The sequence below is a fragment of the Pseudomonas umsongensis genome, assembly GCF_002236105.1.
GTDB classification, from domain to species: domain Bacteria; phylum Pseudomonadota; class Gammaproteobacteria; order Pseudomonadales; family Pseudomonadaceae; genus Aquipseudomonas; species Aquipseudomonas umsongensis.
In genome coordinates this window covers 967,545-988,827 of record NZ_NIWU01000002.1, presented here as the reverse complement: position 1 = coordinate 988,827, position 21,283 = coordinate 967,545, and the positions used below count along the sequence as shown (strand labels likewise).

The window sequence follows — 21,283 nt, the reverse complement described above, 5'->3', positions numbered from 1 at the left end:
GGATCAACCCTCCTTAGCGGGTGTTGGGGCGGATTGACCACTGTCTTTCAAGGCCTTGGTCACTTCCGGCGGCATGTACTTTTCATCGTGCTTGGCCAGCACTTCATCGGCCACCACCACGCCTTCGGCATTGAGCTTGCCCAGGGCGACGATGCCCTGCCCTTCGCGGAACAGGTCCGGAAGGATGCCGCGATAGCTGATGGTCACGGATTTGTTGAAGTCGGTGACGACGAACTTCACGTCCAGCGAATCGCCGGAGCGCTGCAGGGAACCGGCCTCGACCATGCCGCCCGCGCGGATGCGCGTGTCCTGCGGGGCTTCGCCGTTGGCGATCTGGGTCGGTGTGTAAAACAGGTTGATGTTCTGCTGCAGGGCGCTGAGGGCCAGGCCCACGGCGGAGCCGACCCCAACCAGGATCGCCAGAATGATGATAAGACGCTTTTTACGCAGCGGATTCACTTGCCGTTCTCCCGGCGCAGACGGCGCGCCTCTTGTTGCAGATACCGCTTGCGGGCCAGGATCGGCGCCGCCACGTTGAGGGCCAGCACTGCCAGGCAAATGCCATAGGCCGACCAGACATACAGGCCGTGATGGCCCATGGCGAGGAAGTCGCCGAATGAAGCAAAACTCATCGAGCAACCTCCAGGCTGTTTTCAACTTCGGCCTTGACCCAACTGGCCCGGGCTTCGCGCTTGAGCACCTCAAGGCGCATGCGCAGCAGCAATACCGCGCCGAAGAAACAATAGAAACCCAGCGCCGTCAGCAGCAACGGCAGCCACATCTCGGCGGGCATCGCCGGTTTTTCCGTGAGCGTGAAGGTTGCGCCCTGATGCAGGGTGTTCCACCACTCCACCGAGTACTTGATGATCGGGATGTTGATCACGCCGACGATGGCCAGCACCGCACAGGCCTTGGCCGCACTGTCACGATTGCTGATGGCGTTGCCCAGCGCAATAAGACCGAAGTACAGGAACAAAAGAATCAGCATGGACGTCAGTCGTGCATCCCAGACCCACCACGAGCCCCAGGTCGGCTTGCCCCAGATCGCCCCGGTGACCAGCGCCACGGCGGTCATCCAGGCACCGATGGGCGCCGCACACTGCAAGGCGACGTCGGCCAGCTTCATCTTCCACACCAGCCCGACGACGCCACACACTGCCAGCATCACGTAGATGGACTGTGCCAGCATGGCGGCCGGAACGTGGATGTAGATGATGCGAAAGCTATTGCCCTGCTGGTAGTCCGGCGGCGCGAAGGCCAGGCCCCAGACCACGCCAACGCCGATCAGCAGCAACGCCGCAATGCTCAGCCATGGCAGCATTCTGCCGCTGATGCCGTAAAACCATTTGGGCGAGCCGAGCTTATGAAACCACGTCCAGTTCATTGCTGTTTCCATCACGGTTGCTGCTCGCTATCACGAGACAGCCAAAGGGTCTTTACTGGTCAAATTTTGACCAGACCTCATTATTCGCCGACGCTGATCTTCAGGCCAGCGGCTATTGCAAAGGGTGTCAGGGTTATCGCCAGGGCGGTCAGGCTCCCAAGCCACAACAGATAACCGGTCGCCGGCATGCCCTGCAAGGCTGCCTGCAAGGCGCCACTGCCAAGAATCAACACCGGGATGTACAACGGCAGGATCAGCAACGCCAGCAACAGCCCGCCACGCTTCAAACCTACCGTCAACGCCGCGCCCACCGCACCGAGCAGGCTCAGTACCGGTGTACCCAGCAATAAAGAAAGCAGCAACACCGGCAGACAGGCGGCAGGCAACCCGAGCATCAACGCCAGCAAAGGCGCGAGCAAAACCAGTGCCAGGCCGGAAAACGCCCAGTGTGCCAGTACCTTGGCCAAAACCAGAAGAGCCAGGGGGTGCGGCGAAAGGACCCACTGTTCCAGCGATCCGTCCTCGAAATCACTGCGGAAAAGCCCGTCCAGCGAGAGCAGGACCGATAAAAGGGCCGCCACCCAGACCAGCCCCGGAGACAAGGTTTGCAACAATTGAGACTCGGGACCGACCGCGAGCGGGAACAGCGAAACGACGATGGCGAAGAACACCAGCGGGTTGGCCAGTTCAGCCGGACGGCGGAACAACAGACGGGCTTCGCGGGCAACCAACAGGCCAAAAACACTCATACGGCCCAGTTCCCCAGATCAATGTCGCGGTACGCGGCCGGCACGCGGCTCAGCGTGTGGTGAGTGGTCAAGACCACCATGCCACCGCGCTCGCAGTGGCCTGCCAAGTGTTCTTCGAGCTGCGCCACGCCTTGCTTGTCGAGGGCGGTAAAGGGCTCATCGAGTATCCACAACGGTGGGCTGTCCAGATAAAGCCGCGCCAGCGCCACTCGGCGCTGTTGACCCGCGGACAGCGTATGGCAGGGAACATCCTCGAAACCGCGCAGCCCGACTGCGGCCAAAGCCTGCCAGATTGCCTCATGGGAAGCCGGTTGATGCAGGGCACACAGCCAGCTCAGGTTCTCTTGCGCAGTCAGCAAATCCTTGATGCCAGCGGCATGGCCGATCCACAAGAGATTGCGTGCAAGTTCTGTGCGTTGCTCGCTCAGCGGCTGACCGTTAAGCAGTACTTGACCGGCGGTCGGGTGCATCAGGCCGGACAACAGGCGCAACAGGCTGGTCTTGCCACTGCCGTTGGGGCCGCTGATTTGTACCATTTCGCCACTGGCCATTCTCAAATCGAGATTTTCGAAGAGCAGCCGAAGGTCTCGCTCACAAGCAAGGGCAACGGTTTGCAAGACTGGACTGGTCAAGGGTTCACGGGCCTTATACGGTTCAAGTCGGCGCTGGCGCGGCCGTTAAAGAGATGCAGAATAAAGGTATTGGCGGCCCGGACGAGAGAGCTGCGTCAATTAACTGGGAAATTTTCCGCATTCTGTATACAACGGGGCGGCATTATACATGCCATTTCCTACTCTCAAGCGTGCAATTTCCCAAGGTTGTGACCGCGTATGACAGGCGAAATGAACATCCTCCCCCTACCGCAGGCCACCGCGACGACCCCGCGTGCGCCAGCGGTCAGTGGCGAGTTGCTCAAGCTGCTGACGCCGATGGAGGGCCTGATCAGCGCAGGCCAGACCGCCAAAGCTGAAGTGCTGTCGCTCAAACAGGCGGATCAGGCCTTTCAATTGCTGCTCAAGCTCACTCTCGAGAGCGGCCGGCAGACCACGCTCCAGGCCATCAGCAATCAACCCCTGGCCCAAGGCAGCAGCATCGCGGTTACCCAGCCTTCGGCGGGCAACCTGGCGGTCACCGTGCAGCAAGCTATCGCCGCCAGCGTCGCCACCCTCACCCGTATCGACACTGCGAAAATGCCGGTGGGCACCCTGCTGCAGGGTAAGGTGCTGACCTCCCAGGTGTTGCCGACTGTACCGGGGCAAGCCACGGTGTTTCGCTCGATGGTCAGCCTGCTCAATACAGCGCTGAGCGGCAGCACCCTCAGCATCGACAGCTCGCAACCGTTGCGCATCGGCACGTTGCTCAGCGCACAGGTAGAGGATGGTCAGACCCTCAAGTTCGTGCCCTTGAGCAGCCGCCAGGAGCAACTGGCCGTGACCCAGCAATTGCTCAGCCAACAAAGCCGCCAGGGTTCGCTGGATAGTTTGCTCAAACAGCTGCAAAACCTGCCAGCCTCGACGCAGACTTCAAGCGAGCTGCGCACGGCCGTGGACAGATTGCTCGCCGGGCTGCCGGACATCCAGCAATTGAGCAGCGCCAAAGGCCTGGCCCAGGCGCTGGCCAGCAGCGGAGCCTTCCTGGAGTCGAAATTGCTGGGCGGCCAGAACCTGGCGCCTGACATAAAAGGCGACCTGCTCAAACTGATCGGCCAGTTGTCATCCGGGCTGCCGGCCAGCACCCAGCTCAGTGCGATCATCGCCGCCAACACCCTGGCCCAGGCCATGCCGAGTTTCGTGCGCAATGCCCTGGGCATGCTCGGCCAGGTCAGCGCCAAGCCGTCGCCGACTGGTTTTCCGTTGCCTGAGCGGCTGTTGCAAAGCGCCGACGGCGAAGACGACCTGGAGCATCTGTTGCGCCTGGCCGCTGCGGCGGTCTCACGCCTGCAAAGCCACCAACTGTCGAGCCTTGAGCAGTCCGGCGTCACACCGGATGGGCGATTGATGAGTACCTGGCAGTTGGAGATTCCGATGCGCAACCTGCAGGACATCGTGCCGTTGCAGGTCAAGTTCCAGCGCGAGGAGGCCCCCGAAAGAGAACAACCCAAGGAACGCCAGGAGGAACGAGCGCCCAAGCAACAACTGTGGCGCATCGAACTGGCGTTCGACATGGAACCGCTCGGGCCGTTGCAGGTTCAGGCACAACTGATCCAGGGCAGCCTCAGCAGCCAGCTCTGGGCCGAACGCGCCTACACCGCCAGCCTGATTGAAAGCAACCTGGCGGCATTGCGCCAGCGAATGCTGGCCGCCGGGCTGAACGTCGGCGATCTCGACTGCCACCTCGGCAAACCACCCCAAGGTCCGCAAACCCGTCTCGAACAACGCTGGGTCGACGAAAACGCATGAAAAACCCCAACGCTCCCCGCCAGGCCATCGCCCTCAAGTACGACGGCACCCACGCCCCCACCCTCTCGGCCAAGGGCGACGAAGAACTGGCGGAAGAAATCCTGCGCATCGCTCGCGACTGCGAAGTGCCGATCTATGAGAATGCCGAACTGGTGAGCCTGCTGGCGCGGATGGAGTTGGGGGACAGTATTCCGCAAGAGCTTTATCTGACGGTTGCCGAGGTCATTGCGTTTGCGTGGAATTTGAAGGGTAAGTTTCCGGTGGGGCAGGATCCAGTTGCTGAAGTAGCGGAAAAGGATGTAACGGACTGCGGGAGCTACCAATCAAATAAGTGATTGCCATAGAGTTATCCAATCATAAATACATTTATTATTTTATTGTAATTAAATAGCGAATAAATCATCCTTCGGTAGCAGCGAACCTGCTTATGCTAAATATTGACACCTCTTCTTCAAGCCGCCCATCCAATGCAGCTCTCGCAAGCACCTCTCCCAACCCAGTTGCAAACTTGAACCCATGCCCAGAGCATGCCGAAACATAAAACACACCAGGTAAATCAACTGACTCCCCCAGTATAAAAGAACCATCCGGAGTCATTGTATAAATACATTTTTTTGATGCGTACGGAATTGGATTCAAACCAGGAAATATCCGCATTACACAAGAAGAAATTTGGTCGATAGCTCTGCCTTCCACAGGCTGGCCGTGCGACAAACAATCAAATGGTGTTTGCTGGTAATTATGAAATCCAATCTTGACCCCTGGTTCCTCACTACTGATTTCAGGTGTACCATAAAGTAAACGCCCATCTGACATCTGATACAAAAAAGCGGGAAAGTTTTTTAAAAAATCCAAACTTCTCCGCGACTTAGGTTTAAACCAGTAAACAGGCACACTTTGAGAGCGCACCAAACCTGAGAGATCATCAACAAGCATCTTACCTATCGCAGCCCCCGTCGACAAAATCACTCGCGCCGTATGAATAAGTTCGCCGCCACTCAATTGAACAGCTAAACCTTGCGAAGTTTTCAGTATACTTTCCACCGAAGTACCGAACCGAGCCTCAGCACCGTTCCTGACAGCCAAGTTGACCATGTGCAATTTTGAGTCATCTGCTGCAATAGTGTATGCCCCCTTTTCATATACAGCTTCCATGTCTTCCACAACATGAAAAGCACGAAACGACTCAGCAATTTCAGTCGCAGACAAAAGCGTGTGTTTGATTCCCCCCTGCAGCGCGGTTGCGACACTTTTTGGAACAACTCCCGAGTCCACCGGCCCGACAAATAGCCCCCCAGTATGAAAAACAAGACGTCTACTACATGACCTGTCTAACTCTTGCCATAGGTTATCTGACTGAGAAAGCAAGGGGAGATATGACGTACCCTCCCAGTAAGCACGCCTAAAAATTCGGGACCCCCCATGTGATGATCCAAATAAATTTATAGGCGCTGCTGAATCAACGCCTAGCACATCGACTTTCGAGCACGAAAGCCTCCAAAGCGATGCACTTCCTACAACACCTAACCCAATCACAACCACACTGTATCTACGCCCCATACTGCCCCCGTTTTCGCGAAAACCTGTTTTTTACAAACGGCTCAAGCACTACCAAAGCCAATCCACTAATGACGACCAATAGCACACATAAAACAGCCGTTGAAAATTCTTGCCTGTAAATTACTGCCGCAACAAAAAACTGCGTGACCGGCAATACAAACTGCAACAACCCCATAGAAGTCATAGTAAGACGCTTAGCTGAAAGCGAAAACAAAGCCAAAGGAACAATTGACACTACACCACAGCTAAACACCAGTATCGTACGCTCCAGCCCAAAATCCTCAGGAATCGCCATACTTAAATCTGAGTAAAGTAAAATCAACGTGTAAAAAAAGGCAAGCACAGAAGACTCCAAGAACAAACCGTTAAAAACGTTCAGCGATGTCATTTTTTTCAGGCATGAGTAACCCCCCCAAGACATGCCGATAGTCAAGTAAACCTTCACGACGAGCTCATCATTCAAAACCAATAGCCAAAGCACACTAATTACCATAATCACCACAGCCACCACTTTACATATTGTGACCGGCTCTTTATACAGGACAACACCTACTGCAATACTTATAATTGGTGCAACTAAGTAACCAAAGCTGCTTTCCAGGACGCGACCATGGATAGAGGCCCAGATAAACACTCCCCAATTAACGGCTAATAACAGGGCCGCAAGAGCATGTACAAACAATAGCCTGATGTTAAGCTGAGCAAAAAACCTCCCCACCCCCTTACAAGCGCACAAAATTAGAAAAACCGTCAACAGAGACAAATATACCCTATAAGCAACCAATTCTACTGCGCTCAAAGACCCGATATATCTCCAAAAAACAGAAGAGAACCCCAACAGCACATTTGCAAGAACGCCACTGAGGGATCCGATAAAAAAATACCGCTGCTTGCTTGAGGGCAACATACGGCTATCTCTTCCACAAAGTTAGCTCAACTATTTCATAACACCAGATTATCTGACCATTCTCCTGCCTACTGCAGTACGCGTCGCCCTCCCTTGTCCAGCTCAATATCTCTTCGATCAGATGATCCTGTATCCTCGCCCACTTCTCAGAATACAGTAGCAAAGGAAGGTCATGTCGCTCTAGAAGCCTGCAGTTAATTACATATCTCTCTTCGTGCAAGTCTCGTAGCCTCCTCATAACCTGTCGAATCCCGACCAGTGAGTTAAGGCCTAGCAAGACCTTTCCACCATCAATTAAATGTTTCGGCAACGATTCAAAAAACCTCTCCAAGGTTCTATCCCCATAAAACATAGAATCAATAGCGAGTCCCTCCCCGTTAGACCTATCGAGCACCTCAAGGAACGAATCGGAAGGCGTTCTCCAGCCAGGAGGATTAAACAAAATCAAATCGTATTTCTCTGGAACCTCTGGAAGTCCTTGAAAAAGGTCGCCACAAGCAAACTCAATGGTATTGACGCCAAAGTTGTGAAACTCGTTTTTCTTTGCCGCTGCAACCGCCTCTCTGGATATATCAGACCCAGTAACGGATATAGCACCCATACTTTTTAGCAACAATGAATGCACACCACTCCCGGTTCCAAGATCCAAAAACCTGAACCCCTTACACTCTTCAGTAACATAGCGCGCTATCAGCGACCCAAAGGCTTCTCCCGCGAGACTCACTTTAAAAACTGCGGGATCATCAATAAGTTCAATACAGTGCCCTAATCCAAAATAGACGCTATATAAGTCACCCTTCACCCTGGATTCATTGAGACAATCAAAGTGAACTTTAGTCGACCTGTCTACGCTCATTACGATTCTCCGAAAGAAAATACGCTTCCAATTCTTTTGAACGCTCCGCAGCGGCAGTTAGAGCAGATAACATAACGCCATTGAAGTCATGCTGATCGAACAACTGTACTGCTCGTTCGGTTGTACCGCCTTTGGTTTGCACCTCCTCACACAATTGCATCGGCGTTTTTCTGGTTGATTTCAAAAGCAAGGAGGTTCCGTATAACAACTGCGTAGAAACTTCCCAAGCGACCTTGGAGTCAAACCCTTCGCTCTCTGCGTATAACAGTAACGCATTGACAAAATACGCGACCAATGCGGGGCCACCTCCTGCGAGCGCTGTACCTGAATCAAGCTGCCACTCATTATCAACTTGCATGCAAATGCCAATCGTGCCGAAAATTTTTTCTGCGACAGTTATCAAATCACTGTCGGCACTTTCTTGGACATAGTAAAAAGTAACGCCTTCCTGCACCTCTGACGGAGTATTTGGAATCGAACGAACTATCCGCGTATGACCTAGGGTACGGCAAAGCGAATTAGTAGTGATGCCAGCCATGACGGAGATGACCGGTCCACGGTGAGAAAGCAATAATTGATTGTCGCGAACCACGCTCTGAAATTGCTGGGGTGGGACAGCTAAAATAACAACATCGTCATCATCAATACTTTCAATTCGCTTACTTACCTCAACCCCGCAGGAAGCCAGATAGGCTGCTCGATCAGCACAAACTTCAATCGGCTTTAAATGGCAATCAATAATGCTCCGTCTTAGCCCGAACAAAATTGCCCGTCCCATTTGACCAACACCTATAATATGAATATTATTCACGAAACCGTCCTCTTGTACGTTAATTGCGCAGCACTCAACCCCCTAAGACTTGATAAAACAATATCCACCTGCAGAACAAACTTAATGACTGACGCTCAAACCTGTCAATGCAAAAGCCACAACCAAACAAAATTCAACACACTCAGACCGTTCAAAAACAGGCAAGCCTGTAGGAAACCTCGTACATTACTGTGTAGGACTCAAATTGACCGCAACAGTCTAAATAGATCTTCTTAAGAGTAGGACTTAACTTACTTAATGAGAATGAAACATGAATCATTCCGTAACACTTACAAAAGCCAACTCCCCCATCCGATTGTCAGGCGACCACTGTCTCAATTACCAACCGCCTCAATGCAAACCCGTCTCGAACAACGCTGGGTCGACGAAAACGCATGAAAAACCCCAACGCTCCCCGCCAGGCCATCGCCCTCAAGTACGACGGCACCCACGCCCCCACCCTCTCGGCCAAGGGCGACGAAGAACTGGCGGAAGAAATCCTGCGCATCGCTCGCGACTGCGAAGTGCCGATCTATGAGAACGCCGAACTGGTGAGCCTGCTGGCGCGGATGGAGTTGGGGGACAGTATTCCGCAGGAGCTTTATCTGACGGTTGCCGAGATCATTGCGTTTGCGTGGAATTTGAAGGGTAAGTTTCCGGCGGAGCAGGACCCGGATGGAGGGATAGTGGAACGCGATATAACTGAGCGGGGGGATAATTATTAAAACGACAACGTGTTGGCTGCCACTCATTTGAAGTGACAGCCATCGTGACAACTTTGAGCAATACCTCAATCAGGCATCGCTAACACTTACTTCCGGCCTAATATCACCCGCAATTTTTCTACCTTGCATTGTGTAGATATTAAAAGAAATACGCACCCCAACAAGTGGCAACAGATATTCCATGCCCATTAAGTCACGCCCGCGCAGTTCACAGAGAGCACCATTAAATGGGGCCCGAACTGTTCCTTTCGCGCCGGCCGTTATGGTCAAATGCGGATATTCCAACTCAAAAGTCTCGATGCATCCTGTATAACGAGATAGTTCCTGCTCCATGCTATATAATCCTTAAAATAGAAATCAATAAATTAGTTATCGAACCGACTATATAAGTTCGACGACAAAATTAAGACTTCTGATAAAACAGCGCAACTATCAAAAGTAACGTAATAGCCAATAGCTACGACCGGACATAAAGCCATTGATAAGTCCAGCCCCGAGTGCAGACCACGCCACCGCCGTGGTTTCATTGGCTCGCTCGGTATGCATTGCCTCCTGGCAGCCACTGTAGTAACGCCAGGCAAAGAAACACTAATACACAATCAACACCTTGATCGTGCCTCCCAGCACCAAACCCTCCCTTGAGTTCCCCACTGTGATTCGGGTAGAAACGCTTTGCCACCTACCCACCCTGAATTTATGCCGAGCACATACACCGAGAGCGGTATTGCAACGCCTTTGGAGTGATTGAGCGAGGCCAGGGAAATCACCACGAATATCGCTGGCATGATTCGCAATGACTTTTTCGATACCTTACTCTTGAAACAGGCAATGACATGGAAGACTGTTGAGGGTTGTAGAACGCCATCGTAGGAATACCGCCCGGACCAAGCCCCTGGCGCTGCGCGTCACACCCTGGAAGCGGAACGCGGAGCGTCCCTGGAGGCATTCCCACGCAGAGCGTGGGAATGATCCGGGTGTACGCTCAGTTCTTATGCACCTTGCTCATCAACTCCGCCTCGGCCTGGGTCAGGCCACAAGACTGGGTCAGTTCGTCGACACTGGCACCCATACCGACCAGCTTCGCCGCCTGGTCAAACGACAGGCTCTTGGGATCGCGCTGTTCCAGTCGGGTGAGTTTGTCCGGCAATGGCGCGACGAGCGTGCGCAATTCATGCAGCTCTTCGCCCATGCGCACATTGCCATCCTGGTAGTTGTCGACGCGCCTGCCCAGGTCCTTGATGCGCTGGTCACGCTGCGCATCGCCCTGGGCCTGTTGCGCGGCGATCAGCTTTTGCCCACGGATGTAGGACAAGAACATTGCCAGCGTGCCTGCCCAGAACAGGAACAGGACAATCACCGCCACCTCTAGAATCAATCAGATACTCTCCAGTTCCGACCATTCTTCTTCGCTCATCATCTTGTCGAGTTCGACCAGGATCAGCAGTTCGTTGTTCTTGTTGCACACGCCTTGAATGAACTTGGCGGACTCTTCGTTACCGACGTTCGGCGCTGTCTCGATTTCCGACTGACGCAGGTAAACCACTTCGGCCACGCTGTCGACCATGATCCCCACCACTTGCTTGTCGGCTTCGATGATGACGATGCGGGTGTTGTCGCTGATTTCGGCATTCATCAGGCCGAAGCGCTGGCGGGTGTCGATCACGGTGACCACGTTGCCGCGCAGGTTGATGATGCCCAGCACATAGCTCGGAGCGCCCGGTACCGGGGCGATTTCGGTGTAGCGCAGGACTTCCTGGACGCGCATCACGTTGATGCCGTAGGTTTCGTTGTCCAGCTTGAAGGTGACCCATTGCAGGATCGGATCTTCGGAACCCTTTGCCGCCGTCGCCTTGTCATTCATACCCTGATCCCCTCAAGAAACCGCCCTGGCGGTATTGTTCTGTTATGTAGGTTTATGCGGCGGCTTGGTGCCACCCATGTGCCGGGCTCCACCGCTGGCAATCAATTCGGCCAGTTCGGAAACATCGAGCAATGCACACATGTGTTCAATCACCGTGCCCGCCAGCCATGGCCGCTGGCCACGGTGACTGCGCCATTTGATTTCGTTCGGGTCCAGGCGCAACGAGCGACTGACCTGATGCACTGCCAGCCCCCACTCGTAGCCCTGGACGGAAATCACGTATTGCAGACCCTGCTTGAAGTCCTCGCGGTAGCGGTCGGGCATGACCCAGCGTGCCGTGTCCAAAACCTTCAGGTTGCCCGCCTGGCTCGGCAGGATGCCGAGGAACCACTCCGGCTGGCCGAACAGCGACGTCAGTTCATGACCGGCCAGTGGATAGATCGAACCCAGGCACACCAGCGGCACTGCCAGGGTCAACCCGGCGACATCGAACAACAGGCATTCGAAGGGCTCGGCCGCCCAGGCCGGACGACCGTCGGTTTCTGCCGGTGGCGGCGTGTTGGCGGGTGGCAGGTGGACTTCGACCACGGGTGGTACCCGCACCTGTTGCACTTCGACAGGGGCAGGAACCGAAATTTCTGGTTCGTCCATGGCCGGCGGCGCCAAGGCTTGCAGCAACGGTGCGATAGTCGAGACCGGTGCCAGAACGGGTGCTGGGCTGTCGATCACGGCGACGGGTGCCTGCGCAATAGGCGCTGCCACCTGTGAGGTAGCCACTACGGCATCGCGAGCTTGCTCTTCAAGCACCGCGGCCTGGAATTCATCCAGCGCGGCTTCAACCTCGACCACCTCGGGAGGGGCTTCGAAGGGCGGCGCAAGTTCCTCAGTGATGTCTTGCAGCAGGCTGTCCAGATAAGACTGCAGCGCCAGTTGCGGGCGCGATGTGATCTTCAATGGCCGGTTCATGGGCGCGCACCTGTAGGAGCTGCCGCAGGCTGCGATCTTTTAGCGATTTCAGACGCGCCGCAAAGCCAGATCAAAAGATCGCAGCCTGCGGCAGCTCCTACAGGGATCGGTGTCATTTTATGCCACCTGCGCGACGAGTTGGGCCGCCAGCAGATGCTTGAGCAGCGCGCGGTAGGCAACGACGCCACGGCTCTTGCCGTCGAATTGCGAAGGCGTCAGCCCCGCCCGACTGGCATCGCGCAGGCGTGTGTCGACCGGGATGTAGCCCTGCCAGATCTCTTCTGGAAACTTATCGCGCAACACCCGCAGCGTACCGAGGGACGCCTGGGTGCGGCGATCGAACAGGGTCGGCACGATGGTGAACGGCAAGGCCTGCTTGCGCGAACGATTGATCATCGCCAGGGTGTTGACCATGCGCTCCAGGCCTTTGACCGCCAGGTGTTCGGTCTGCACCGGAATCACCAGTTGCTGGCTCGCCGCCAAGGCATTGACCATCAGCACCCCGAGTAGTGGCGGGCTGTCGATCACGGCGTAATCGAAGTCCTGCCATAACTGCGCCAGGCTCTTGGCGATCACCAGGCCCAGGCCACTCTGGCCCGGCGACTGGCGTTCAAGGGTGGCCAGCGCGGTACTCGATGGCAACAACGAAATGGACTCGTGACTGGTGGACAGCAACAACTGACCGGGCAGGCCCTGGGGCACGCTGCCTTTATGCAGGAACAGGTCGTAGTTGCTGTGTTCCAGGCTGTCGGGGTCGTAACCGAAATAGCTGGTCATAGAGCCGTGGGGGTCGAGGTCGACCACGACCACGCGCTTGCCCGCCTCGGCCAGTAACCCGGCTAGAGCGATGGAGGAAGTGGTTTTACCGACACCACCCTTTTGATTGGCGACTGCCCAGACTCTCATTCGATTGTTCCTCCCGCCCGAACGGATCGACCGGGAATTAGCTCAACGTGTTAATGCGGGTGACGGAGAATTGACGGCGTTCTCTCGTACCGGCGACATGACCTTGGTCGGTGCAGTTTGTGTGCCAGCACGCTTCAACGCGGCATCCGGTTGTGCATTGGCCGCTCCGGTTGCCGTGAGGCTGCGACGTATGTCCAGGTTGCGTGACACCACCAGCACCACGCGACGGTTGCGCGCGCGGCCCTCGGCCGTGGCGTTATTGGCCACTGGCTGGAACTCGCCATACCCCACCGATGCCAGGCGACCAGGGTTTACCCCTTGCATCGCCAGCATGCGCACGATGCTGGCCGAGCGCGCCGAAGACAGTTCCCAGTTGGTGGGATACTGCGCGGTCCGAATCGGTTGGTCGTCGGTGAAGCCCTCGACGTGGATCGGGTTGTCGAACGGCTTCAGGATCGCCGCTACCTTGTCGATGATGTTGAAGGCAATGTCACTGGGCATGGCATCGCCGCTGCCGAACAACAGGCTGGAATTGAGTTCGATCTCGACCCACAACTCGTTGCCGCGCACGGTCATTTGATTGGAGCTGATCAGGTCGCCAAAGGCCGCGCTGATGTCATCGGCAATGCTTTTAAGCGGATCGCTGGCACCCGAGACACCGGCATCGACCTGGTCGCTGTCCTTGACCAATGGCTTGGCCGGAGTCACGGTCTTCGGCCGCTCGTCACCGATGGGGATCGGCTTGAGCGCACGATCGCTATCGGTAAAGACGCCCACCAGCGCCTCGGAAATGACCTTGTACTTGCCTTCGTTGATCGACGAAATCGAGTACATCACCACGAAAAACGCGAAGAGCAAGGTGATGAAGTCGGCGTAGGAAACCAGCCAACGTTCATGATTTACATGTTCATCATGTTGACGACGACGAGCCATAGTCCATTACCCCCATCAATCCATGAAGCCCTGGAGCTTCAACTCGATAGAGCGCGGGTTTTCACCTTCGGCGATCGACAGGATTCCTTCCAGCAACATTTCGCGATAACGCGACTGGCGCAACGCGATGGACTTGAGCTTGGCGGCAATCGGCAGCAACACCAGGTTGGCACTGGCCACGCCATAGATGGTGGCGACGAAGGCCACGGCGATGCCATTGCCCAGCTGCGACGGATCGCCCAGGTTGCCCATGACGTGAATCAGGCCCATCACCGCACCGATGATGCCGATGGTCGGCGCATAACCGCCCATGCTTTCGAAGACCTTGGCGGCTTCGATGTCGCGGCTTTCCTGGGTGTAGAAGTCCACCTCCAGAATGCTGCGGATCGCTTCCGGCTCGGCGCCATCGACCAACAACTGCAGGCCTTTGCGCGAGTAGTTATCGGGTTCGGCATCGGCCACCCCTTCCAGCCCGAGCAGGCCTTCCTTGCGGGCGGTCAGGCTCCAGTTGACGACGCGATCGATGCCACCGGCCAGGTCGACCCGCGGAGGAAAGAGTATCCACGCCAGAATTTGCATGGCCCGCTTGAAGGCGCTCATGGGCGATTGCAACAACGCCGCGCCAATGGTACCGCCCAGCACGATCAACGCGGCCGGTCCGTTGGCCAGCGCACCGATATGCCCGCCTTCGAGGTAGTTGCCGCCAATGATGGCGACGAACGCCATGATGATGCCGATGAGACTTAAAACGTCCATCAGACGCAGGCCTCGACGATGTGCCGGCCGATGTCGTCCAGCGCATACACTGCGTCGGCCAGTTCGGCCTTGACGATGGCCATGGGCATGCCATAGATCACGCAGCTGGCTTCATCCTGGGCCCAGATCGAACTGCCGCTCTGCTTGAGCAGGCGCGCGCCTTCGCGACCGTCCGCGCCCATGCCGGTCAGTACCACCGCCAGAACTTTGTCGCCATAGGACTTGGCCGCCGAACCGAAGGTGATGTCCACGCACGGCTTGTAGTTCAAGCGCTCGTCGCCCGGGAGGATTTTCACCGCTCCCCGGCCGTCGATCATCATTTGCTTGCCACCAGGCGCCAACAACGCCAGGCCCGGACGCAGGATGTCGCCGTCCTCGGCTTCCTTGACGCTGATCCGGCAAAGCTTGTCCAGGCGTTCGGCGAACGCCTTGGTAAAGGCCGCCGGCATGTGCTGGACCAGCACGATCGGTGCGGGGAAGTTGGCTGGCAGCTGGGTCAATACCCGCTGCAAGGCCACCGGGCCGCCGGTGGACGTACCGATGGCCAGCAATTTGTAGGCTTTGCGTTTCGGCGCTGGCGACGACGGAGCCTGCGCAGGTGCACGGGCCGGGATCGGTGCGGGAGACGGGCGCACAAGCGCGCTGCTGCCATAACCGATGCTGCTCGATGGCGTTGGCGTTGGCGTTGGCACTGGAGTCGGTGCTACCACCGGCGCCGGCGCACTGTAGCTGCTGACACGACGATTACTGCGCGAGATGCTGAGAATCTTCTCGCACAGCAGTTGCTTGACCTTCTCGGGGTTGCGCGAGATGTCTTCGAAGTTCTTCGGCAGGAAGTCCACCGCGCCGGCATCCAGCGCGTCCAGGGTGACCCGGGCGCCTTCGTGGGTCAGCGACGAAAACATCAGGACCGGGGTCGGGCAGCGCTGCATGATATGCCGTACCGCGGTGATGCCGTCCATCATCGGCATCTCGTAGTCCATGGTGATCACGTCCGGCTTGAGGGCCAACGCCTGATCAATCGCCTCTTTGCCGTTGGTCGCCGTGCCGACGACCTGGATATTCGGATCCGCGGAAAGAATTTCCGAGACGCGGCGGCGGAAAAAACCCGAATCGTCCACCACCAGGACCTTGACTGCCATAAACACTCCATTAGACGCAGCGAGGCGTCAGTCGCCACCGCTGCGCCAGAATCAAATACGCCGTGCGGCGTAACGCTTGAGCATGCTCGGAACATCGAGAATCAGCGCGATGCGGCCGTCACCGGTAATGGTGGCGCCCGACATGCCCGGGGTTCCCTGGAGCATTTTGCCCAATGGCTTGATGACCACTTCTTCCTGGCCCACCAACTGGTCGACGACAAAGCCGATCCGCTGGGTGCCCACCGAAAGGATCACCACATGGCCTTCGCGCTGCTCTTCGTGAGCGGCGGAGCTGACCAGCCAGCGCTTGAGGTAGAACAACGGCAGTGCCTTGTCCCGCACGATCACCACTTCCTGGCCGTCCACCACGTTGGTGCGCGACAGGTCGAGGTGGAAAATCTCGTTGACGTTCACCAGCGGGAAGGCGAACGCCTGGTTGCCGAGCATGACCATGAGGGTTGGCATGATCGCCAGGGTCAGCGGCACCTTGATGACGATCTTCGATCCCTGGCCCTTGGCCGAGTAGATGTTGATCGAACCGTTGAGCTGGGAGATCTTGGTTTTCACCACGTCCATGCCCACGCCACGACCCGACACGTCGGAGATCTCGGTCTTGGTCGAGAAGCCCGGGGCGAAGATCAGGTTGTAGCACTCGGTATCGCTCAGGCGGTCGGCCGCGTCCTTGTCCATCACACCGCGTTTTACCGCGATGGCACGCAGGACGTTGGGGTCCATGCCTTTGCCGTCATCGGAAATCGACAACAGGATGTGATCGCCTTCCTGCTCGGCCGCCAGGATCACCTTGCCGCCACGGGCCTTGCCCGACGCTTCGCGCTCTTCCGGCGATTCGATGCCGTGGTCGACCGCGTTGCGCACCAGGTGGACCAGCGGGTCGGCCAGGGCTTCGACCAGGTTCTTGTCGAGGTCGGTGTCTTCGCCGACCAGTTCCAGGTTGATCTCTTTCTTGAGCTGGCGCGCCAGGTCGCGAACCAGGCGCGGGAAGCGTCCGAACACTTTCTTGATCGGCTGCATCCGGGTCTTCATGACCGCCGTCTGCAGGTCGGCCGTGACCACGTCGAGGTTCGACACGGCCTTGGACATGGCTTCGTCGGCACTGTTGGCGCCCAGGCGCACCAGGCGGTTACGCACCAGCACCAACTCGCCGACCATGTTCATGATCTCGTCGAGCCGTGCGGTATCGACCCGCACGGTGGTCTCGGCTTCACTGGCCGGTTTTTCCGCAGGCGGCGCGGCCGGAGTTCGGGCCGCGACTGGTGCTGCGGCTGCCGGCGCTTTGGCTTGCGGTTCGGGCGCCTTGGCAACGGGCTTGGGTGCGACAACCTTGGCGGTCGATGCCGCCACGGAGGCGTTCGAGCTGCTGGCCGTTGTCGCGGTGCCGACTTCGCTGAACTTGCCTTTGCCGTGCAATTCGTCGAGCAGTGCCTCGAATTCATGATCGCTGATCAGATCACTGCCGACCGCCGCTGCGGTTGGCGCTGCCGGTGCTGGAACAGAGGCAATGGCCGACTCCAGCGCCTCAACGGCAAAGTTACCCTTGCCATGCAGCTGGTCGAGCAAGGCCTCGAATTCTTCGTCGGTGATGTCGGAACTATCACCCGCCTCTTTCGCCGCTGACGGCTCTGACGGCGCGGCGGGTGCCGGGGCCACTGCATCGACGGCGAACTTGCCCTTGCCGTGCAGTTGATCGAGCAACGACTCGAACTCGGCGTCGGTGATTTCGTCGCTGGCAGGCACTTCGCTGGCGGGTGCTGGAACAACTGCCGGCGCCTCGGCCTGAGCCTTCACGGCGTTCAGCGAGTCCAGCAATTGTTCGAATTCGTTATCGGTGATATCGCCTGAATCGGCGGCAACCACAGGCGCTTCGACCTCTGGAGCAACAGGCGCAGCAGCCACTTCGTCAGCCGATTGCGGCTCGGCCAGACGCGCCAGTGCCGCCAGCAGCTCAGGTGTTGCAGCCGTGACCGGACTACGCTCGCGCACTTCGCTGAACATGCCGTTCACCGCATCCAGCGCTTCGAGGACCACGTCCATCAATTCCGAGTCGACGCGACGTTCGCCCTTGCGCAGGATGTCGAACACGTTCTCGGCGATGTGGCAGCACTCCACCAGCTCGTTGAGCTGGAGGAAGCCGGCGCCCCCTTTTACAGTGTGAAAACCGCGAAAAATTGCATTGAGCAAGTCCGCATCATCCGGACGGCTTTCCAGCTCGACCAGTTGCTCGGACAGTTGCTCTAGAATCTCGCCGGCCTCAACCAGGAAATCCTGAAGGATCTCTTCATCGGCGCCGAAGCTCATTAAGGGGGTGCTCCTACAGGTCTAAAAACCCAAAAAACCTGAACTTTAAAAACCCAGGCTGGATAGCAAATCGTCCACATCGTCCTGACCGGACATAACGTCTTCTCTTTTATCGGCATGAATCTGCGGACCTTCACCCTTGGAAAGATGTTTTTGTGGATCTTTTTCTGCAAGCATTGCCGCACGGTCATGTTCGATGCCCGCAAAGCGGTCCACCTGACTGGCCATCAGCACGAGCTTGAGCAGGTTGCTTTCCACTTCGGTGACCAGTTGGGTCACACGCTTGATCACCTGGCCGGTAAGGTCCTGGTAATCCTGGGCGAGCAGAATGTCGTTGAGGTTGCTGGACACGGCGCGATTGTCTGCGCTGCTGCGCGCCAGGAAACCATCGACGCGCCGGGCCAGTTCACGAAACTCTTCGGCCCCGACTTCGCGCCGCATGAACCGTCCCCAGTCGGCGCTCAAGCCCTGCGCCTCTTCAGCCAGGCCGTTGACCAATGGCGTGGCGTTTTCCACCAGGTCCATGGTGCGGTTGGCGGCGGCTTCCGTCAGTTTGACCACATACCCCAGGCGCTCGGTGGCGTCGGTGATCTGTGACACTTCCTCGGCTTGCGGCATGTGCGGGTCAATCTGGAAATTGACGATCGCGCTATGCAGCTCGCGGGTGAGCTTGCCCACTTCCTGATACAGGCCACGGTCACGGGTCTGGTTGAGCTCATGGATCAATTGCACAGCATCGCCGAACCTGCCCTTTTCAAGGCTCGCGACCAATTCAACGGCGTGTTTTTTCAGGGTCGATTCAAAATCGCCCTGGGATGACTCGTTATGCTCCATAGCTCCCCCGTGGCGCAGTTCAACCGATGCGTTCGAAAATCTTCTCGATTTTTTCTTTCAACGCCTGGGCCGTGAAGGGTTTGACCACGTAGCCATTTACGCCGGCCTGGGCCGCTTCGATGATCTGCTCGCGCTTGGCTTCGGCAGTCACCATCAGCACTGGCAGGTGCTTGAGTTTTTCATCGGCGCGCACATGACGCAGCAGATCGATACCGGTCATGCCAGGCATGTTCCAGTCCGTCACCAGAAAGTCGATGCTCCCGCTGTTGAGTACCGGAATGGCGGTAGTGCCATCGTCGGCCTCGACCGTGTTGGTGAACCCAAGGTCACGCAACAGGTTCTTGATGATCCGCCGCATCGTTGAGAAGTCATCAACGATGAGGATTTTCATGTTCTTGTCCAATTCGACCTCCAAGCAGACTAAAACGCGCCCAGCACCTGGACACGCCATTTCTATCAATCTGGCAAAACACTCGATGACTGTTTGGGATACAACGGATCGAGACCGGCGCGGTTCATCACCCCACCAGCCGCGTCGCAGTGCCCCCACACTGCCTTCAGCGCGCTCGCCACTCTCCCAGACGCCCCCGCAAACGGGCCGCGCACTGGCTGTGTAACTGGCTGACCCGGGATTCGCTGACCCCCAGGACCTCGCCGATTTCCTTGAGATTCAATTCTTCGTCGTAGTACAACGCCAACACCAATCGCTCACGCTCCGGCAAGTTGGCGATCGCGTCCGCCAGCGCCGCCTGGAAGCGTTCATCTTCCAGATCGCGAGACGGTTCCAGATGCGCACTGGCGCCATCCTCGTGCAGCCCTTCGTGTTCGCCGTCCTGCAACAGGTCGTCGAAACTGAACAGCCGACTGCCCAGGGTGTCGTTCAAAATCCCGTAGTAATCGTCAAGACTCAATTGGAGTTCGGCCGCAACTTCGTGATCTTTAGCGTCACGCCCGGTTTTAGCTTCAATCGAGCGAATCGCGTCGCTGACCATCCGCGTATTGCGGTGGACCGAACGAGGCGCCCAGTCGCCCTTGCGCACTTCATCGAGCATGGCGCCGCGGATGCGGATGCCCGCGTAGGTTTCGAAACTCGCGCCTTTGCTGGCGTCGTATTTGGTCGAGACTTCCAGCAGGCCGATCATCCCGGCCTGGATCAGGTCTTCGACCTGGACACTGGCCGGCAGTCGTGCAAGCAAGTGATAGGCAATGCGTTTAACCAGCGGCGCGTAACGCTCGATCAGCTCGTACTGCGCGTCACGCGCCGATGCCTTGTAGAGGTTGTAACCGCTTGCGGTCATAGCACGGGTCCTGCCGTCTGTTGCACGAGGCGCTCGACGAAGAATTCCAGGTGCCCGCGCGGGTTGGCGGGCAGTGGCCAGGTATCGACCTTCTGCGCGATCGCCTTGAATGCCAGCGAGCACTTGGAGCGCGGGAAGGCCTCGTAGACCGCGCGCTGCTTCTGCACGGCCTTGCGCACGCTTTCGTCGTACGGCACCGCACCGACATATTGCAAGGCGACGTCGAGGAAGCGGTCGGTGACCTTGGTCAACTTGGCGAACAGGTTGCGCCCTTCCTGGGGGCTCTGCGCCATGTTGGCCAGCACCCGGAAACGGTTCATGCCGTAATCGCGGTTGAGCAATTTGATCAACGCGTAGGCGTCAGTGATCGAGGTCGGCTCGTCGCAGACCACCAGCAACACTTCCTGGGCCGCGCGCACGAAGCTGACCACCGACTCGCCAATGCCCGCAGCGGTGTCGATCACCAGCACGTCGAGATTGTCGCCAATGTCGCTGAAGGCCTGGATCAGGCCGGCATGCTGCGCCGGGCTCAAGTGAACCATGCTCTGGGTGCCGGACGCCGCCGGAACGATGCGGATGCCGCCGGGCCCCTGCAACAGCACGTCGCGCAATTCACAGCGGCCTTCAATCACGTCGGCCAGGGTACGTTTGGGTGTCAGCCCCAACAGAACGTCGACATTCGCCAGCCCAAGGTCAGCGTCCAGCAACATGACGCGCCGGCCAAGCTCAGCCAAAGCCAGGGACAAGTTCACTGACACGTTAGTTTTGCCGACGCCACCTTTGCCGCCGGTCACCGCGATCACCTGTACAGGATGCATGCTGCCCATGTTATTTCTTTACCTTGTTCTGCATAGACGGGGCCACATAACTGGCTGCGCGT

General features: G+C 57.3%; 25 protein-coding genes. 3 read left to right on the top strand and 22 right to left on the bottom strand.

Annotation, left to right across the window (positions count from 1 at the left end; translation table 11 throughout):
- Positions 1-3 precede the first annotated feature (3 nt).
- The 5 genes from ccmE to ccmA all read right to left on the bottom strand — a co-directional run bounded on the left by ccmE (position 4) and on the right by ccmA (position 2,765).
- On the bottom strand, positions 4-459 hold the full coding sequence (ccmE, locus tag PSUM_RS14945; RefSeq protein WP_083348446.1) for a cytochrome c maturation protein CcmE: 456 nt from the start codon (positions 457-459) through the stop codon (positions 4-6).
- Complete coding sequence (ccmD, locus tag PSUM_RS14940) at positions 456-632, bottom strand: heme exporter protein CcmD (RefSeq protein WP_008055370.1); 177 nt, start codon at positions 630-632, stop codon at positions 456-458. Before ccmD ends, ccmE begins: the two co-directional genes overlap by 4 nt.
- Positions 629-1,384, bottom strand: coding sequence for a heme ABC transporter permease (locus PSUM_RS14935; protein WP_020796989.1), 756 nt, complete (start codon positions 1,382-1,384; stop codon positions 629-631). Before PSUM_RS14935 ends, ccmD begins: the two co-directional genes overlap by 4 nt.
- A gap of 80 nt (positions 1,385-1,464) precedes the next feature.
- Complete coding sequence (gene ccmB / locus PSUM_RS14930) at positions 1,465-2,133, bottom strand: heme exporter protein CcmB (RefSeq protein WP_007980754.1); 669 nt, start codon at positions 2,131-2,133, stop codon at positions 1,465-1,467.
- A complete protein-coding gene (ccmA, locus tag PSUM_RS14925; protein WP_033044070.1) occupies positions 2,130-2,765 on the bottom strand; it encodes a cytochrome c biogenesis heme-transporting ATPase CcmA in 636 nt (211 codons plus the stop codon). The genes ccmB and ccmA overlap by 4 nt, the downstream gene beginning before the upstream one ends.
- A gap of 198 nt (positions 2,766-2,963) precedes the next feature.
- On the opposite strand from ccmA, the gene fliK reads away from it, so the two are divergent.
- Together fliK and PSUM_RS14915 are read left to right on the top strand one after the other, a co-directional pair.
- A complete protein-coding gene (fliK, locus tag PSUM_RS14920; protein ID WP_083348445.1) occupies positions 2,964-4,532 on the top strand; it encodes a flagellar hook-length control protein FliK in 1,569 nt (522 codons plus the stop codon).
- A complete protein-coding gene (locus PSUM_RS14915; protein ID WP_083348444.1) occupies positions 4,529-4,867 on the top strand; it encodes an EscU/YscU/HrcU family type III secretion system export apparatus switch protein in 339 nt (112 codons plus the stop codon). The genes fliK and PSUM_RS14915 overlap by 4 nt, the downstream gene beginning before the upstream one ends.
- A gap of 64 nt (positions 4,868-4,931) precedes the next feature.
- Here PSUM_RS14915 and solA read toward each other — a convergent pair whose 3' ends face one another.
- Genes solA through PSUM_RS14895 form a run of 4 tightly spaced genes read right to left on the bottom strand, consistent with a single transcriptional unit; the run spans position 4,932 to position 8,666 of the window.
- Positions 4,932-6,092 carry an N-methyl-L-tryptophan oxidase gene (gene solA / locus PSUM_RS14910; protein ID WP_083348443.1) on the bottom strand — a complete coding sequence of 387 codons (1,161 nt, stop codon included), beginning with the start codon at positions 6,090-6,092 and terminating at the stop codon, positions 4,932-4,934.
- Positions 6,082-6,999 (bottom strand): EamA family transporter, encoded by a 918-nt coding sequence (locus PSUM_RS14905; protein ID WP_083348442.1) that lies wholly within the window; start codon positions 6,997-6,999, stop codon positions 6,082-6,084. Before PSUM_RS14905 ends, solA begins: the two co-directional genes overlap by 11 nt.
- A gap of 4 nt (positions 7,000-7,003) precedes the next feature.
- Complete coding sequence (locus tag PSUM_RS14900) at positions 7,004-7,855, bottom strand: methyltransferase (protein ID WP_052024681.1); 852 nt, start codon at positions 7,853-7,855, stop codon at positions 7,004-7,006.
- Entirely contained in the window at positions 7,833-8,666 is an 834-nt protein-coding gene (locus PSUM_RS14895) for a pyrroline-5-carboxylate reductase family protein (protein ID WP_093935781.1), read from the bottom strand. The genes PSUM_RS14900 and PSUM_RS14895 overlap by 23 nt, the downstream gene beginning before the upstream one ends.
- Before the next feature lie 395 nt (positions 8,667-9,061).
- On the opposite strand from PSUM_RS14895, the gene PSUM_RS14890 reads away from it, so the two are divergent.
- Complete coding sequence (locus tag PSUM_RS14890) at positions 9,062-9,391, top strand: EscU/YscU/HrcU family type III secretion system export apparatus switch protein (protein ID WP_083348441.1); 330 nt, start codon at positions 9,062-9,064, stop codon at positions 9,389-9,391.
- Positions 9,392-9,460: 69 nt separating this feature from the next.
- Here the strand turns inward: PSUM_RS14890 and PSUM_RS31275 are convergent, their stop codons facing one another.
- The 13 genes from PSUM_RS31275 to fleN form a co-directional block, all read right to left on the bottom strand.
- Complete coding sequence (locus tag PSUM_RS31275) at positions 9,461-9,724, bottom strand: hypothetical protein (RefSeq protein WP_042955324.1); 264 nt, start codon at positions 9,722-9,724, stop codon at positions 9,461-9,463.
- Positions 9,725-10,373: 649 nt separating this feature from the next.
- Positions 10,374-10,766, bottom strand: coding sequence for a DUF2802 domain-containing protein (locus tag PSUM_RS14880; protein WP_020796980.1), 393 nt, complete (start codon positions 10,764-10,766; stop codon positions 10,374-10,376).
- Positions 10,767-11,252: a chemotaxis protein CheW gene (locus tag PSUM_RS14875; RefSeq protein WP_007980742.1), complete on the bottom strand. Its 486-nt coding sequence runs from the start codon at positions 11,250-11,252 to the stop codon at positions 10,767-10,769.
- A 42-nt stretch (positions 11,253-11,294) separates the two neighbouring features.
- The gene (locus PSUM_RS14870) at positions 11,295-12,218 is read right to left on the bottom strand and encodes a CheW domain-containing protein (protein ID WP_083348440.1); all 924 of its coding nucleotides are present in this window, start codon (positions 12,216-12,218) and stop codon (positions 11,295-11,297) included.
- 117 nt (positions 12,219-12,335) lie between these two features.
- Positions 12,336-13,124, bottom strand: coding sequence for a ParA family protein (locus PSUM_RS14865; protein ID WP_020796978.1), 789 nt, complete (start codon positions 13,122-13,124; stop codon positions 12,336-12,338).
- Positions 13,125-13,166: 42 nt separating this feature from the next.
- Positions 13,167-14,057 (bottom strand): flagellar motor protein MotD, encoded by an 891-nt coding sequence (motD, locus tag PSUM_RS14860; RefSeq protein WP_020796977.1) that lies wholly within the window; start codon positions 14,055-14,057, stop codon positions 13,167-13,169.
- A gap of 15 nt (positions 14,058-14,072) precedes the next feature.
- Complete coding sequence (locus PSUM_RS14855; RefSeq protein WP_020796976.1) at positions 14,073-14,813, bottom strand: flagellar motor protein; 741 nt, start codon at positions 14,811-14,813, stop codon at positions 14,073-14,075.
- Positions 14,813-15,955, bottom strand: a complete 1,143-nt coding sequence (locus PSUM_RS14850; protein ID WP_020797022.1) for a protein-glutamate methylesterase/protein-glutamine glutaminase — start codon at positions 15,953-15,955, stop codon at positions 14,813-14,815. Before PSUM_RS14850 ends, PSUM_RS14855 begins: the two co-directional genes overlap by 1 nt.
- 51 nt (positions 15,956-16,006) lie before the next feature.
- Entirely contained in the window at positions 16,007-18,271 is a 2,265-nt protein-coding gene (locus PSUM_RS14845; RefSeq protein ID WP_020796975.1) for a chemotaxis protein CheA, read from the bottom strand.
- 45 nt (positions 18,272-18,316) lie between these two features.
- Entirely contained in the window at positions 18,317-19,105 is a 789-nt protein-coding gene (locus PSUM_RS14840; RefSeq protein ID WP_020796974.1) for a protein phosphatase CheZ, read from the bottom strand.
- Between the two features lie 19 nt (positions 19,106-19,124).
- Entirely contained in the window at positions 19,125-19,496 is a 372-nt protein-coding gene (locus tag PSUM_RS14835; RefSeq protein ID WP_003183998.1) for a chemotaxis response regulator CheY, read from the bottom strand.
- Between the two features lie 166 nt (positions 19,497-19,662).
- On the bottom strand, positions 19,663-20,403 hold the full coding sequence (gene fliA / locus PSUM_RS14830) for an RNA polymerase sigma factor FliA (RefSeq protein ID WP_008001745.1): 741 nt from the start codon (positions 20,401-20,403) through the stop codon (positions 19,663-19,665).
- Positions 20,400-21,230, bottom strand: coding sequence for a flagellar synthesis regulator FleN (gene fleN, locus PSUM_RS14825; protein WP_007975361.1), 831 nt, complete (start codon positions 21,228-21,230; stop codon positions 20,400-20,402). Before fleN ends, fliA begins: the two co-directional genes overlap by 4 nt.
- Between the last annotated feature and the right edge of the window lie 53 nt (positions 21,231-21,283).